The sequence below is a fragment of the Kitasatospora sp. NPDC059571 genome (genome assembly GCF_042735675.1).
Lineage (GTDB): Bacteria > Actinomycetota > Actinomycetes > Streptomycetales > Streptomycetaceae > Kitasatospora.
Genome location: NZ_JBHWBW010000045.1, coordinates 1 through 13,491, shown reverse-complemented (window position 1 = coordinate 13,491; position 13,491 = coordinate 1). Strand labels below are relative to the sequence as shown.

Here is a 13,491-nt window from a genome sequence, read left to right as displayed (position 1 = left end):
GCGGCGCCCCGGCCCCTGATCATCCCTCGGCCCCGGGGCGCCGGGCGGGGGGGGGGGGGGGCGGGGGGGGGGGGCCCGCCGCCCCCGCGCCCCCCCCCCACGGCGACCTGCTCGCCGTCGCGCACCCCGAGCCGCTCGGCGAGCCTCGGGTGCAGTTCGACGAACGCGCCGGGGGCGGCCGCGTTCAGCTCGGCCACCCGGCGGGTCTGCGCGCCGGACTGGTACTGGGCGAGCACCCGGCCGGTGGTGAGCCGCACCGGGTACTCCTCGTCCGGCTCCTCGGCGGCCGGTCGGTGGTGCACCGGGGTGAAGCGGGCCCGCCCGTCCGGGGTGGCGAACCGGTCCAGGAAGAGCCGCGGCGTGCCCGGGTGCTCCGCGGCCGGGCAGGGCCAGAACACCCCGTCCTCGGCGGCGATCCGCTCGTAGCTGATGCCCGCGTAGTCGGCCGCGCCGCCGGCCGAGGCCCGGCGCAGCTCGTCGAAGACCTTCTCCGGCTCGGTCTCGAAGCCCTCGCCGTGGCCGAGCCGGCCGGCCAGCGCGTGCAGCACCTCCAGGTCGGTGCGCACGCCCGGCGGCGGGTCGACGGCCCGGCGGCGCAGGATGACCCGGCCCTCCAGGTTGGTCACCGTGCCGGTCTCCTCGGCCCACTGGGCCACCGGCAGCACGACGTCGGCCAGCGCCGCCGTCTCGGAGAGCACCACGTCGCTGACGGCGAGGAAGTCCAGCGACCGCAGCCGCTCGGCCACGTGCGCCGAACGCGGCGCCGACACCACCGGATTGGAGCCCGCCAGCAGCAGCGCCCGCACCTTTGTGCCGAGCGAGTCCAGCAGCTCGTACGCGCTGCGCCCCGGCCCCGGCAGCGCGTCCGGGTCGACGCCCCACACGGCGGCCACGTGGGCCCGCGCCGCCGGGTCGTCGAGCTTGCGGTAGCCGGGCAGCTGGTCGGCCTTCTGGCCGTGCTCGCGGCCGCCCTGGCCGTTGCCCTGCCCGGTCAGGCAGCCGTAGCCGGCGTACCGGCGGCCGGCGTTGCCGGTGGCCAGGCAGAGGTTGATCCAGGCGCCGACGGTGTCGGTGCCCTTGGCCTGCTGCTCCGGGCCGCGGGCGGTCAGCACCATGCCGGTCTCCGCCTCGCAGAACATCCGGACCGCCTCGCGCAGCTGCGGCAGCGGCACCCCGGTGACCGACTCGACGTGCTCGGGCCAGTGCGCCATCGCGGCCGCCCGGGTCTCGGCCCAGCCGGTGGTGCGCTCCGCGATGAACGCCTCGTCGGTGCGGCCGTCCGCGACCACCAGGTGCAGCAGGCCGAGGGCGAGCGCCAGGTCGGTGCCGGGCCGCGGGGCGAGATGCAGGTCGGCGAGGTCGGCGGTGCGGGTGCGGCGCGGGTCGACGACGATCAGCCGCCCGCCGTTCTCCTGCAGCTCCCGCAGGTAGCGGACGAACGGCGGCATGGTCTCCGCCGGGTTGCCGCCGACCAGGATCACGCAGCCCGCCCGCGGGATGTCCTCGACCGGGAACGGCAGCCCGCGGTCCAGCCCGAACGCGCGGATGCCGCCGGCCGCCGCCGAGGACATGCAGAACCGGCCGTTGTAGTCGATCGCGGACGTGCCGAGCACCACCCGGGCGAACTTGCCGAGCAGGTACGCCTTCTCGTTGGTGAGCCCGCCGCCGCCGAACACCCCGACGGCGTCCCGGCCGTGCGCGGCCGCCGTCCCGGTCAGCGCCGCGGTGATCCGGTCCAGCGCCTCGTCCCAGGACGCCGGGCGCAGCTCCCCGCCGGTCCGCACCAGCGGCACGGTCAGCCGGGCGCCGGGTGCGAGCACGGCCGCGGCGTTGGCGCCCTTGCCGCACAGCGCCCCCCGGTTGACCGGGAAGCCGGGCCGCTCCTGCACGGCGACCGGCACCGGCCCGTCGGTGCGGCGCAGTGCCATGCCGCACTGCAGGGCGCAGTAGGGGCAGTGCGTGTCGGTGGCGGCGTCCGTCATGCCCGCCACCCTGCTACGGCGCTGTTTCGCGTCGGCGGCCCGCAGGTTACGGGGCCCGCACACCGCCCTCACCGGCGGCGGGACGTGCTGTGAGGGTGCGCGCGGCGCCTCACCGGGGGCGGCCGCCGCTGTGAGCGCGGGGAAACCGCTCGTGACGGCGGGGCAACGGCGGGGAAACAGCGGTCGACGATGCTGGAGGTATGACGCCGCCCCCCACCGCCCCCGTTCCGCCGGCGCCGCTCCGGCCGGCGGTCCCGCCGCGCGCCGCCGCCCTGCGGGTCCTGCACGCGGCCCGCCGCCCCGCCCTCGTCCTGGTCGCGCACGGCTCCCGGGACCCGGCCGCCGGCGCCGAGATCGCCCGGCTGCTGGACCGGCTGCGCGCGGCCCGGCCCGAGCTCGACATCCGGCTCGCCCACCTCGGCCTCAACGCCCCGCTGCTGCCGGACGTGCTCGACGGCCTGAGCGGCCGCGTCGTGCTCGTCCCGCTGCTGCTCAGCCGCGGCTACCACGCCAAGGTCGACATCCCGGCCCTGCTGGCGGCCGCGCCGCAGGTCAGCGGGGTGATCGCGGCCCCGCTGGGGCCGCACCCGCTGCTCGCGGAGGCGCTGCACGCCCGGCTGGCCGAGGCGGGCTGGCGGCGCGCCCCGGGCGACGCGGTGGTGCTGGCCGCCTCGGGGTCGCGCGACGCGGAGGCCGCACTGGACACCGGGGAGCAGGCCCGGCTGCTGGCCCGGCGGCTCGGGGTGCCGGTCCGTCCGGGGTACGTGGCCGCCGGCGCTCCCAGCGTGGCCGAGGCGGTCGCCCGGTTCACCGCGGAGGGCCACCGGCGGGTGGCGGTGGCGGGCTACTTCACCGCGCCGGGGGACTTCGCCCGGCTCGCCGCGGCGGCCGGCGGCGGCCCGGTGGGGGCCCCGCTCGGCGCGCACGACGCGGTGGTGCGGCTCGTCCTGGAGCGCTACCGCACCGGCGTGCCGGCGCTGCTGCCGGCCGCGGCCTGAGCGAGGCCGTCCGGGCCGCCGTCCGGCTCGGCGTTGCCCTCGGCGCGGTCGGCGGGCTCATCTCCGCCGCATTCGACGGTGCGTCACCGGGGCGCGCTGTGCCAGAGTCTGCGCATGACCGCAGCAGCACCGAAGGCCGCACCCGTCCGGCTCCCCGACGCCCTGCGGTTCCTCACCGAGATCGTCGCCTGGGTAGCCGCACCCTGGGCGCTCGCCGCGTACTCGCTCTGGCTCTCCGCCGCGGCCCTGGCCCTGCTCATCGGCCTGCCCGCGATCCTCGCCACCCCCGGCGACAAGACCGAGGTGGTCGTCGCCGTCCCCGGCCGGGTCACCATCGCCCTCGTCCTGCTCCAACTCCTCGCCGCGGTGGCCGGCGCCTGGGCCCTCTGGCCGGCCTGGGCGGCCGTCCCGGTCACCGTCCTGGCCGCCGCCTGCCTGGTCACCGAACAGCCCCGGTGGCGCCGCCTGCGGTCCACCGGCCGGTAGCGCGGCGCATCCCGCGATGTCGGCCACCGGGCGTACCGTGGCGGGTATATGGACGACACCACGCCGGACGACGCATCCCGACCCGACGACCCGACGGCGGAGGCCCGCTGGGTCCCGGAGCCCGACAAGCGGCCCGGACGCACCGCCTTCCAGCGCGACCGCGCCCGGGTGCTGCACTCCGCCGCACTGCGCCGCCTGGCCGGCACGACCCAGGTGGTCGCGCCGCTGCGCAGCGACTTCCCGCGGACCAGACTGACCCACTCGCTGGAGTGCGGCCAGGTCGGCCGCGAGCTCGGCGCCGCCCTCGGCTGCGACCCCGACCTGGTCGAGACCGGCTGCCTCGCCCACGACATCGGCCACCCGCCCTTCGGCCACACCGGCGAGGAGGCGCTGGACGCCGCCGCCGCGGCCTGCGGCGGCTTCGAGGGCAACGCCCAGTCGCTGCGCATCCTGACCCGGCTGGAGCCCAAGCGCTTCGCCCCGGCCGACGAGGCCCCCGCCCGTCTCGCCCCCTGGCCCGGCCGCAGCGTCGGCCTCAACCTCACCCGCGCCGCCCTGGACGCCGCCACCAAGTACCCCTGGGCCCGCGGCGAGCACCCGCTCGACCCGGCCTCCCCCAAGTACGGCGTCTACGGCGACGACCTCCCGGTCTTCCGCTGGCTGCGGGCCGGCGCCCCGGCCGGGCGCAAGTGCTTCGAGGCCACCGTCATGGACTGGTCCGACGACGTCGCCTACTCCACCCACGACGTGGAGGACGCCCTCCAGGCCGGCCACATCGACCCCTCCGCGCTGCGCTCCGCCGACGAGCGCTCCGAACTCTTCAAGATCGCCGAGCGGTACGCGCCCGACGCCGCCCCCGCCGAACTCGCCGAGGCCCTCGACCGGCTGCTGGCGCAGGAGTGGTGGCCGCGCGCCTACGACGGCACCGCGCGCGCCCGGGCCGGCCTCAAGGACCTCACCTCCCAGCTGATCGGCCGCTTCTGCCTGGCCGCCGAGCAGGCCACCCGCGGCCGCTACGGCCCCGGCCGGCTCACCCGGTACGCGGCCGAGCTGGTGGTGCCCCGCGGCGTCCGGCTGGAGGTCGCGGTGCTCAAGGCGGTCGCCGTCCGCTACGTGATGCAGCGCGACGAGCAGGCCCAGCTCCGCTCCCGCCAGCGGATCGTCATCGCCGAGCTCGCCGACGTCCTGGAGCGCAGCGCCCCGCACGGCCTGGACGAGGTGTTCGCCGCACTCCACCGCGAGGCCGAGGACGACCGGGCCGCGCTGCGCGTGGTGATCGACCAGATCGCCACCCTCACCGACGCCTCCGCCCTCGCCCTGCACGCCCGCCTCGTCGAGCAGCGGACGTAGCACCGGGCGCGCGGGCCCCGCCGTTCCCGCCCGGTCGCCTACACTTCACGGGTGGCCGGGCGGATCAGGGACGAGGACGTGCAGGCGGTGCGCAGCGCACTGCCGATCGACGCCGTGGTCGGCGACTACGTCCAGCTGGTCAACGGCGGCGGCGCCCAGCTGAAGGGCGTCTGCCCCTTCCACGACGAGAAGTCCGCCTCCTTCTACGTCCACCCCGGCAAGGGCGTCTTCAACTGCTTCGGCTGCGGCGAGGCCGGCGACACGATCTCCTTCCTGATGAAGATCGAGCACTGCTCGTTCGCCGAGGCCGTCGAGCGGATGGCCGCCCAGGCCGGCATCACCCTGCGCTACGAGGAGGGCGGCTACTCGCCCCGCCACCAGCAGGGCGAGCGCACCCGCCTGGTCGAGGCGCACAAGGCCGCCGCCGCCTGGTACGAGGAGCAGCTCGCCTCGCCGGAGGCCGAGATCGGCCGCCGCTTCCTGGCCGAGCGCGGCTTCGACGAGACCGCCGCCAAGCGCTTCGGCGTCGGCTACGCCCCGGCCGGCTGGGAGCACCTCGTCCGGTACCTGCGCGGCAAGGGCTTCAGCGACAAGGAGATCCTGCTCGGCGGCCTGGCCTCCAAGGGCCAGCGCGGCGGCCTGATCGACCGCTTCCGCGGCCGGCTGGTCTGGCCGATCCGCGACACCTCCGGCGAGGTGATCGGCTTCGGCGCCCGCCGGCTGCGCGAGGACGACAACGGCCCCAAGTACCTCAACACCCCCGAGACGCCGCTCTACAAGAAGTCCCAGGTGCTCTACGGGATCGACCTCGCCCGCAAGGAGATCGCCAAGTCCGGCCGGGCCGTGGTGGTCGAGGGCTACACCGACGTGATGGCCTGCCACCTCGCGGGCGTGGAGACCGCGGTGGCCACCTGCGGCACCTCCTTCGGCGAGGACCACATCAAGGTCATCCGCCGCTTCCTGATGGACACCTCCCAGTACCGCGGCGAGACGGTCTTCACCTTCGACGGCGACGCGGCCGGCCAGAAGGCCGCCCTGCGCGCCTTCGAGGACGACCAGAAGTTCGCCGCCCGCACCTCCATCGCCATCACCCCCGGCGGCATGGACCCGTGCGAACTGCGCCTGGCCAAGGGCGACGACGCCGTCCGCGAGCTGGTCGAGAACCCCGTCCCGCTCTTCGAGTTCGCGCTGCGCCAGGCCGTCGCCCGGCACCGCGTGGACACCGCCGAGGGCCGGGCGGCCGCCCTGGAGGAGGCCTCCCGGATCATCGTCAAGATCAAGGACCGCTCCATCCAGCACGAGTACGCCGTCCAGCTGGCCGGCATGCTCGGCATCCTGGACGAGCAGTTCGTCGTCCGCCGGATCGGCCAGCTGGCCCGCTGGCAGCGCGAGAACCAGCAGAACGGCCAGCGCCCCGGCGCGCGCCGCGCCGAGCCCGCCGCCCCCGCCCGCCCCGCGCCGCCGCGCCCCGGCCACCGGCTCGACCCGCGCGACCCGGCGCAGTTCGTCGAGCGGGAGCTGCTCAAGCTCGCCCTCCAGCACCCCGAGCTGGTCAGCCCCGCCTTCGACCAGTACGGCGAGGACGAGTTCCCCACCCCGCCCTACCAGGCCGTCCGCCGGGCGATCGGCCAGGCCGGCGGCGCCGCGTACGGCGCGGCACTGCCGGACTTCACCGGCACCGTGCGGGAGGTCTGCCCGGACGACGAGGTGCGCCGCCTGGTCACCGAGCTGACCGTCGAACCGATCCGCTCGCGCCGCAAGGCCGACACCATCTACGCGGGCGAGTTCCTGGTGAAGCTGCGCCTCCAGGCGGTCGACCGCCGGGTCGCCGAGGTCCGCGGCCACCTCCACCGCCTCGGCAACCGGGCCGCCGCCGAGGAGCTGAACGCGGTGCAGAGCGAGCTGTACGCGCTCCAGCAGTACGGCCACCAGCTCCGCTCCAGGGGCGCCGCCGCCCTCTGAGGCCGCCGGCCGGCGCGGCACCTCCCGCAGGACTCCCGGCCGGCGCGTGTGGCGAGGCTCACCCGGGTGGGTATCCCAGTCCTGTGGCGCGGCGTCCCCCAGGCTGCCGCGCGCGGCCGCGAAGGGATGATGCCCGTGGAGCTTGCCGCTGTCCGCCAGCCCCAGCGCCAGGCCGTCGCCGAAGCCGACGGCACCGTGCACGACCGCGTCCCCGGCCCGCCGGACGACGCCGGGAGCCGGGTCCCCGCCCAGTCCGGCCCCCCGGACGCCGAGGCGCCCGACCCCGGGCCCGAGCCGCCGGAGGGGGCCGGGGAGCCCGAGGAGGCGGCGGAGGACACCGGCCCCGAGCCCGTCCTCGACGGCGGGACGGGGCCCGCCGCCGACCTGCTGCGCCAGTACCTGCGCGAGATAGGCAGGGTCCGGCTGCTGACCGCCGAGGAGGAGGTGGAGCTGGCCCGCCGGATCGAGGCCGGCCTGTTCGCCGAGGAGGCACTGGACCGGGCCGCCGCGGGGGACGGCGGCCTCGACGCGGCCCTCGCCGACGACCTCGACCGCCTCGTGGTGCTGGGCCGGATCGCCAAACGCCGCCTGATCGAGGCCAACCTGCGCCTGGTGGTCTCGGTGGCCAAGCGCTACGTCGGCCGCGGCCTGACCCTGCTGGACCTCGTCCAGGAGGGCAACCTCGGCCTGATCCGCGCGGTGGAGAAGTTCGACTACGCGCGCGGCTACAAGTTCTCCACCTACGCCACCTGGTGGATCCGGCAGGCGATGAGCCGGGCGCTGGCCGACCAGGCCCGCACCATCCGGGTCCCGGTGCACGTGGTGGAGCAGATCAACCGGGTGCTGCGGATCCAGCGCTCACTGCTCCAGGAGCGCGGCGAGGAGCCGACCGCCGCCGAGGTCGGCCGCCTCCTCCAGCTGTCCGAGACCCGTGTCCGGGAGGTCCTGCGGCTCGCGCAGGAGCCGGTGTCGCTGCACACCCCGGTCGGCGAGGAGGACGACGTCGCACTCGGCGACCTGATCGAGGACGCGGACGCCGCCTCGCCCGCCGAGAGCGCGGCCCTGCTGCTGCTGCGCGAGCACCTGGACGCGGTGCTCGCCACCCTCGGCGAGCGGGAGCGCCAGGTGGCCAGGCTCCGGTACGGGCTGGACGACGGCCGGCCGCGCACCCTGGAGGAGATCGGCCTGCTCTTCGGCGTCACCCGGGAGCGGATCCGGCAGATCGAGGCCAAGGCGCTCGGCAAGCTGCGCGCCCACGCCTACGCCGAGCAGCTCCGCGCCTACCTGGACTGACCGGGGCCGTCCTGCCACAGGGCCGGGTGGCCCACCGCCGGGTCAGCCCCGGGGGGCCGCCGTCTCGGGGTGGAACTGCTCGCGCACGGCCGCGTACTGCTGGCGCACCGCGCTGCCGAGCGCGAGGTCGTGCTCGGCGTCCGGGGCGACGGTGACGGCCTCCGGCAGCTCCCAGACCGGCGGCTCCGGGGTGCCGGCGAGCGCCCAGGCGGCCTGCCGGGCGGCGCCGCGGGCGGCGTGCGCCCCGGAGGGCGCGATCACCACGGGCACGCCGAACAGCTGCGGCGCGCTCTGCCGGACGGCGGGCAGCCGCCCCGCCGCGCCGAGCAGGAACACCCGCCGCACCGCCACCCCGTGGCCGCGCAGCACGTCGAGTGCCTCCGCGACGTTGCAGAGCATGCCCTCGACCGCGGCCCGGGCGATGTGCTGAGGGCTCATCGACTCGGCCCGCAGCCCCGTCAGGGTGCCTGCCGCGTGCGGCAGTTTGGGCGTCCGCTCGCCGTCCAGGTAGGGCAGCATCACCAGGCCGTACGCGCCGGGGGAGGACTGCAGGGCGAGCTCGCTCAGGCCCTCCATGTCGGTGCCCAGCATCGCGGCGGCGGAGCGCAGCACCTGGGCCGCGTTGAGGGTGCCGGCCATCGGCAGGTGGCGGCCGGTGGCGTCGGCGAAGGACGAGACGGCGCCGGTGACGTCGACCACGGCCTGCTCGTGCACGGCGAAGATGGTGCCGTTGCCGCCGAGCGAGACGAGCGCGTCGCCGGGGCCGAGCCCGAGGCCGAGCGCCGCAGCCATGCTGTCGCCGGTGCCGGCCGAGATCAGCAGGCCCTCGGGGGTGTGGCCGGCCGGCTCCGCGGGACCGAGGATGTCCGGGACCCGCAGCTCGTGGCCGAGCGCGAGCTTGACCAGGTCCTGGCGGTACTCGCCGGTCAGCGGCGACCAGTAGCCGGTGCCGGAGGCGTCGCCGCGGTCGGTGGTCCGGCGCTTGGGGTGGCCGAGCAGCTGCCAGACCAGCCAGTCGTGCGGCAGCAGCACCTCCGCGATCCGCTTGGCCGAGACCGGTTCGAACTCGGCGAGCCAGCGGAGCTTGGCGATCGTGTACGCCGGTGACGGCACCGCCCCGATCGCCTCCGCCCACGGCCCGGGGCCGCCGAGCGCGTCGATCAGGGCCGCGGTGGCGCCGGCCGCGCGCGGGTCGTTCCACAGCAGGGCCGGGCGCACCAGCACGCCGCCGGCGTCCAGGCCGATCAGTCCGTGCTGCTGGGCGGAGACGCCGATCGCGGTGACGCCCTCCAGCAGGCCGCCGGTGGCGGCCACGCCGAGGGAGTGCAGCCAGGTCTGCGGGTCCACCTCGGTGGAGCGGGCGTCGGCGTCGTCCCGGAGCGGGTGGGGCGCCTTGCCGTCCCGCAGGACGGCGCCGGTCTCGGCGTCGCACGCGACGATCCGGGTGCGAGTGGTGGAGCTGTCGATGCCCGCGACGATGGCCATGGCGAGATCATGCCTCAGCCGGTGGGCCCGCAGGGCCCAGCCGGGTCAAGTGTTGCCCAGTCGGTACCGGAACCACAGCGCTCCCACCGGTGCCCGTCAGGGGCGGACGGTGCCCCAGCTGTCGTCCTCGGCGTGGTTGCGCTGGAAGTACGGGACGCGGTCGGTGACCGAGTTCGGCAGCTTGTCGCCGACCTTGTCCGCGACGGCGCCGGCGGCCTTCCCGGCGACCGCGCCGGCCTGCTGCTTCGCCTTGCCCGCGGCGTCCTGCACCCGCGGGTTCTGCGAGACCTTCTGCGCCGCGCGGGCGATCTGCTCGTAGCGCTGCCGGCCGGCCCGGGTGCCCAGGATGTACCCGAGGCCGAGCCCCACGACGAACGTGACTTTCCACATGCTCTGCTCTCCGCCCTTCCGTGCGGTCGCCGTCGCGGCCACCGCCGCGTTGCGCCTACCCGTCGTGCCCGGCGGCGAACCGCCCGCCCGCTGACGCGCCCGTGCCGTACGGCCGGTGCCCTCGTCCACCAAGCATCCCCGGCGGCGCGGGCGGCCGCGCGCGGGGCGCGCCGTGCGGGGCGGGGGCGGGTGGCCGGGGGAAAGCGATTGGCGGAACACCCCCCTGAGTGCGCTAATGTATGTCCCGCAGCGAGCGCCGAGGGCCCGGGAGACCGGAGGCCGAGGCGGAAGCCGATCCCCCATAGCTCAATTGGCAGAGCAGCCGACTGTTAATCGGCAGGTTATTGGTTCGAGTCCAATTGGGGGAGCTCGGGAAGCCCCTCGGGGCTGCCCGTTCGTTTGCAGTTGCAGTCCCCCATAGCTCAATTGGCAGAGCAGCCGACTGTTAATCGGCAGGTTATTGGTTCGAGTCCAATTGGGGGAGCTTCACCCGCGGTCGTGGGTGATCAGCGCAGAGCGAGGGCCCTCCGGTTCACCGGGGGGCCTTCGTGTTTGCGGCGGCCCGCGGCCCGCGGCCCGCCGCCGGCTCAGCCGGTCGCCCGCCGGTAGAGCGCGGTGACCCGGTCGTCGAAGGTGATGCTGTACGAGACCGCCTCCTCGTACCCGCCCTGCTGGTAGCCGCCGATCACGCCGATCACCGCGCCGTCCGCGGTCAGCCACGGGCTGCCGCTGGTGCCGACGCTGTACCCGGTGCACCGGAAGCTCTCCTGCGTCGGGCTCTGCGAGCCCGTCCGGGTGGCGCAGGTGATCGGCTCCTCGCTGCCGTTCGGGTAGCCGGTGACGGAGACCGGGAGGCCGAAGCCGCGGCCGGTGCCCAGCGGGTTGCCGCCGAGCACGTCCTCGATCTCCTCGTCGTCCACCGCCGCCACGGTGAGGAACGCCACGTCGTACTCCGGGTCCTCCGAGGCCGTCCAGCGCGGGTCCACCGTGATCGAGGTGAGCGGCCAACTGCCGTGCGGGGCGCGGCCGTCCCGGAAGCCGGGGACGAACACCAGGCCGCTCTCGGTGCCGTGCTCCAGGGTCTGCACGCAGTGCGCGGCGGTGACCAGCAGGTTGTGGTGCGGGCTGCTGACCACGCTCGCGGTGCACATGCGGGGCCCGTCGACGCTGCCGAGGAAGAGCGCGCCGACCCGGTCGTTGGCGGTGCCGGCGGGCGCGGGGCGGGAGGCGGGGGTGGGGGGTGCGTCGCCGGACCAGCCGCAGGCGGTGGCGGCCAGCTGGGTGGCGAGCAGCACCGCGAGGGCGCCCGTCCGCCGGGTGCGTGCCATCCGCCTGTCTCGCTTCCGCCGTGGTGCGTCCGCCGGGACGGGGGTCGCGGCCCGCGGCCGCCCCCTCGGCCCCCGCCGGGGGTCTGCCACCCAAGATCTATCAGCAGTCGACGGGTACGCGCCAGGCATGCGCCGGGGGGTGGCCGTCCCCGCGGTCGGGCCGGCGGGGGAGGGGCGGTCGGTGGCGCACGGGCGGTGGTGCGCGGGCGTACCCGGATGCGCACCCGGCGCGCATTCCGACTGATCGACCGGCTATGCTGCCGGTGACGGCCCTGAGGGGCCGTCTGCTGCTGCAAGGGCCACGTGCCGGCGCCGCAGGCCGGATCGGGGGGCGGTAGCTCAGCCGGTTAGAGCAGGGGACTCATAATCCCTTGGTCGTGGGTTCGAGTCCCACCCGCCCTACCTCCGAAGCAGCCGGGCAGGGCTGTCCCGCTGCCGAGAACCCTAGGGCACCGCGCCGGCGGCGAGCGGCAGGCCCGCCGCAGGTTCACCTGAACGGGGCCGCCCGAGGGTGCGGTTGACCCCGGGGCGGCCGGTCACTGCGGCGGCGCGGTGAAGCGGTAGCCCTCGTCGATGAGCACCGGCAGGTACATCCGCAGCGCCGCGATGGTCTGCGAGCGGTCCCCGCCGCCGTCGTGGTTGAGCACGATCGAGCCGGGCCCGACCGCCTGGAGCACCCGGGTGGTGATCGCCGAGGTGCCGGGCCGGGCCCAGTCCTGCGGGTCCACGGACCAGCCCATCGGACGCATGCCGAGCTCGGCCCCGACCCGCAGCGAGACGTCCGACCAGTCCCCGCCGGGCGCCCGGAACCAGGTCGGTGCGCGGCCGGTGGCGGTGTGCAGCAGGTCGCAGGTGCGCTGCAGCTCGTCCCGGACCGTCGTCTCGGAGAGCCCGCGGAGGTCGGGGTGGGTCCAGGTGTGGTTGGCGATGTGGTGGCCGTGGTCGGCGATCTCCCGGACGAGGGCGGGCTGCCGGGCGGCGTTCTCGCCGATCAGGAAGAAGGTGGCCCGGATGCCGTACTGCTGCAGGATCGACAGCACCACCGGGGTGTTGGCCGGGTCGGGTCCGTCGTCGATGGTCAGCGCGACCAGGCGGTCGTGGGACGGCAGGGAGAAGAGCGGGCTGCCGACCCGCCGGGGCTGCGGCGCCGCAGGGCTGAGCGAGGGGCTCGGCACGTTCACCGCGCCGACCGTGCGGGTGCTGGGCGTGGCGGACGGCCGGGGCGGGGCGGAGGCGGCGGCCGCGGTGCCGGGCCCGGTGGGGGAGGGGGACGGGGTGGGGGTGCCGGCGCGGCCGGAGGGGGTACCCGGCGTCGGCCCCCCGCCGCCCGCGTGGGCGGCGAGGTCCCCGGGGCTCGGTACGGCCGTCGCGCACCCGGCGGCCGACAGCAGGCCAAGGCCGGCCACCGAGAGGAGCAGGCGTCGGCTCATGATCTGATGATGTGACAGCATGACGGAAGGATCCCCTCGGCCGTCCGGCGGACTCCGTGCGTGCGCCAGCTACACCCCAACGGCCCAGCGCGGCCGTCCCGGCCCGGCGGTCCCGGGCCCCGGCGCGACACTCCGGCGGACACACCGCACCGACGGGGCCTGACGGCCCGTCGGGCCGCCCGCACGGCCCCCGCGGCCCGGCCGACGGCCACCCGCTGCGGTGGCAGCCTGACGGCCCGTGACACACGGTGGGACCGGCGCATCCGCGATCTCCCGCACCGGCACCGGCCGGCGCTCGCCCGGACGTGCCGGAAGGACCGACTCCATGCTTCCCAAGCGCACCCTCCTCGCCGGAGCGGCGGCCATCGCCGCGGCGCTGGCCATCGCCATCCCCGCCGCACACGCGGATCCGCCGGCCCCCAAGGCCGACGACCAGAAGGTGTGGCAGGAGCAGGCCCCGACCGACGGGGCTGCCGCGGACAAGGCCGAGAAGCCGGCCGAGAAGCCCGCGGACAAGCCCGCCGAGAAGCCGGCGGACAAGCCCGCCGACGAGCACGGCTCCGGCCAGGACGGCAAGAGCGAGGGCAAGGAGAGCAGCGGCAAGGAGAGCACCGGCAAGGAGGGCGACAGCAAGGGCCCGTCCGAGTCGGACGGCTCGTGGGCCGACGGCAAGCCGCACGGCGGTGTGCACACCGGTGGCGGCGGCCTCGCGGTCTCCGGCGGCGGCCTGGCGACCGGTGCCGCGCTGCTGGCCGGCGGCATCGGCGTCGGGGCGGTCACCCTGCGC

Annotated in this window: 11 protein-coding genes and 3 tRNA genes; 9 read left to right on the top strand and 5 right to left on the bottom strand. The window is 76.2% G+C overall.

Annotated elements, in window-relative coordinates:
• Positions 1-1,982, bottom strand: a 1,982-nt coding sequence (locus ACFV0G_RS08250) for a molybdopterin oxidoreductase family protein (RefSeq protein WP_380543560.1), incomplete at its 3' end; no start/stop codon positions are given.
• 200 nt (positions 1,983-2,182) lie between these two features.
• On the opposite strand from ACFV0G_RS08250, the gene ACFV0G_RS08245 reads away from it, so the two are divergent.
• From ACFV0G_RS08245 to ACFV0G_RS08225, 5 genes are all read left to right on the top strand, one after another.
• On the top strand, positions 2,183-2,980 hold the full coding sequence (locus ACFV0G_RS08245) for a sirohydrochlorin chelatase (protein ID WP_380543557.1): 798 nt from the start codon (positions 2,183-2,185) through the stop codon (positions 2,978-2,980).
• 114 nt (positions 2,981-3,094) lie between these two features.
• Positions 3,095-3,466, top strand: a complete 372-nt coding sequence (locus ACFV0G_RS08240; protein ID WP_380543554.1) for a hypothetical protein — start codon at positions 3,095-3,097, stop codon at positions 3,464-3,466.
• Positions 3,467-3,514: 48 nt separating this feature from the next.
• Complete coding sequence (locus ACFV0G_RS08235; protein WP_380543551.1) at positions 3,515-4,816, top strand: deoxyguanosinetriphosphate triphosphohydrolase; 1,302 nt, start codon at positions 3,515-3,517, stop codon at positions 4,814-4,816.
• A gap of 51 nt (positions 4,817-4,867) precedes the next feature.
• Positions 4,868-6,778 carry a DNA primase gene (dnaG, locus tag ACFV0G_RS08230; RefSeq protein WP_380543548.1) on the top strand — a complete coding sequence of 637 codons (1,911 nt, stop codon included), beginning with the start codon at positions 4,868-4,870 and terminating at the stop codon, positions 6,776-6,778.
• 126 nt (positions 6,779-6,904) lie between these two features.
• On the top strand, positions 6,905-8,071 hold the full coding sequence (locus tag ACFV0G_RS08225) for an RNA polymerase sigma factor (protein ID WP_380543593.1): 1,167 nt from the start codon (positions 6,905-6,907) through the stop codon (positions 8,069-8,071).
• Positions 8,072-8,113: 42 nt separating this feature from the next.
• On the opposite strand, the gene ACFV0G_RS08220 is transcribed toward ACFV0G_RS08225, so the two are convergent.
• Positions 8,114-9,556 carry an FGGY family carbohydrate kinase gene (locus ACFV0G_RS08220; protein WP_380543545.1) on the bottom strand — a complete coding sequence of 481 codons (1,443 nt, stop codon included), beginning with the start codon at positions 9,554-9,556 and terminating at the stop codon, positions 8,114-8,116.
• A 96-nt stretch (positions 9,557-9,652) separates the two neighbouring features.
• The gene (locus ACFV0G_RS08215; protein WP_380543542.1) at positions 9,653-9,946 is read right to left on the bottom strand and encodes a hypothetical protein; all 294 of its coding nucleotides are present in this window, start codon (positions 9,944-9,946) and stop codon (positions 9,653-9,655) included.
• A gap of 295 nt (positions 9,947-10,241) precedes the next feature.
• Between ACFV0G_RS08215 and ACFV0G_RS08210 the strand changes: the two genes are divergently transcribed.
• A tRNA-Asn gene (locus ACFV0G_RS08210) sits at positions 10,242-10,314 on the top strand.
• A gap of 43 nt (positions 10,315-10,357) precedes the next feature.
• Positions 10,358-10,430: transfer RNA gene (locus tag ACFV0G_RS08205), tRNA-Asn, on the top strand.
• 103 nt (positions 10,431-10,533) lie between these two features.
• On the opposite strand, the gene ACFV0G_RS08200 is transcribed toward ACFV0G_RS08205, so the two are convergent.
• Positions 10,534-11,274 (bottom strand): trypsin-like serine peptidase, encoded by a 741-nt coding sequence (locus ACFV0G_RS08200; protein ID WP_380543539.1) that lies wholly within the window; start codon positions 11,272-11,274, stop codon positions 10,534-10,536.
• Positions 11,275-11,602: 328 nt separating this feature from the next.
• On the opposite strand from ACFV0G_RS08200, the gene ACFV0G_RS08195 reads away from it, so the two are divergent.
• A tRNA-Ile gene (locus ACFV0G_RS08195) sits at positions 11,603-11,676 on the top strand.
• A 134-nt stretch (positions 11,677-11,810) separates the two neighbouring features.
• Here ACFV0G_RS08195 and ACFV0G_RS08190 read toward each other — a convergent pair.
• On the bottom strand, positions 11,811-12,704 hold the full coding sequence (locus ACFV0G_RS08190) for a polysaccharide deacetylase family protein (RefSeq protein WP_380543536.1): 894 nt from the start codon (positions 12,702-12,704) through the stop codon (positions 11,811-11,813).
• A 325-nt stretch (positions 12,705-13,029) separates the two neighbouring features.
• Here ACFV0G_RS08190 and ACFV0G_RS08185 point away from each other — a divergent pair.
• Positions 13,030-13,491, top strand: a 462-nt coding sequence (locus ACFV0G_RS08185; protein ID WP_380543533.1) for a hypothetical protein, incomplete at its 3' end; no start/stop codon positions are given.

Excerpts from the sequence above, each read along its gene's own strand:
- ACFV0G_RS08245 (WP_380543557.1), top strand. The coding sequence starts at position 2,183 with ATGACGCCGCCCCCCACCGCCCCCGTTCCGCCGGCGCCGCTCCGGCCG.
- ACFV0G_RS08240 (WP_380543554.1), top strand. The coding sequence starts at position 3,095 with ATGACCGCAGCAGCACCGAAGGCCGCACCCGTCCGGCTCCCCGACGCC.
- ACFV0G_RS08235 (WP_380543551.1), top strand. The coding sequence starts at position 3,515 with ATGGACGACACCACGCCGGACGACGCATCCCGACCCGACGACCCGACG.
- ACFV0G_RS08200 (WP_380543539.1), bottom strand. The coding sequence starts at position 11,274 with ATGGCACGCACCCGGCGGACGGGCGCCCTCGCGGTGCTGCTCGCCACC.
- ACFV0G_RS08225 (WP_380543593.1), top strand. The coding sequence starts at position 6,905 with ATGATGCCCGTGGAGCTTGCCGCTGTCCGCCAGCCCCAGCGCCAGGCC.
- ACFV0G_RS08190 (WP_380543536.1), bottom strand. The coding sequence starts at position 12,704 with ATGAGCCGACGCCTGCTCCTCTCGGTGGCCGGCCTTGGCCTGCTGTCG.
- ACFV0G_RS08215 (WP_380543542.1), bottom strand. The coding sequence starts at position 9,946 with ATGTGGAAAGTCACGTTCGTCGTGGGGCTCGGCCTCGGGTACATCCTG.
- ACFV0G_RS08220 (WP_380543545.1), bottom strand. The coding sequence starts at position 9,556 with ATGGCCATCGTCGCGGGCATCGACAGCTCCACCACTCGCACCCGGATC.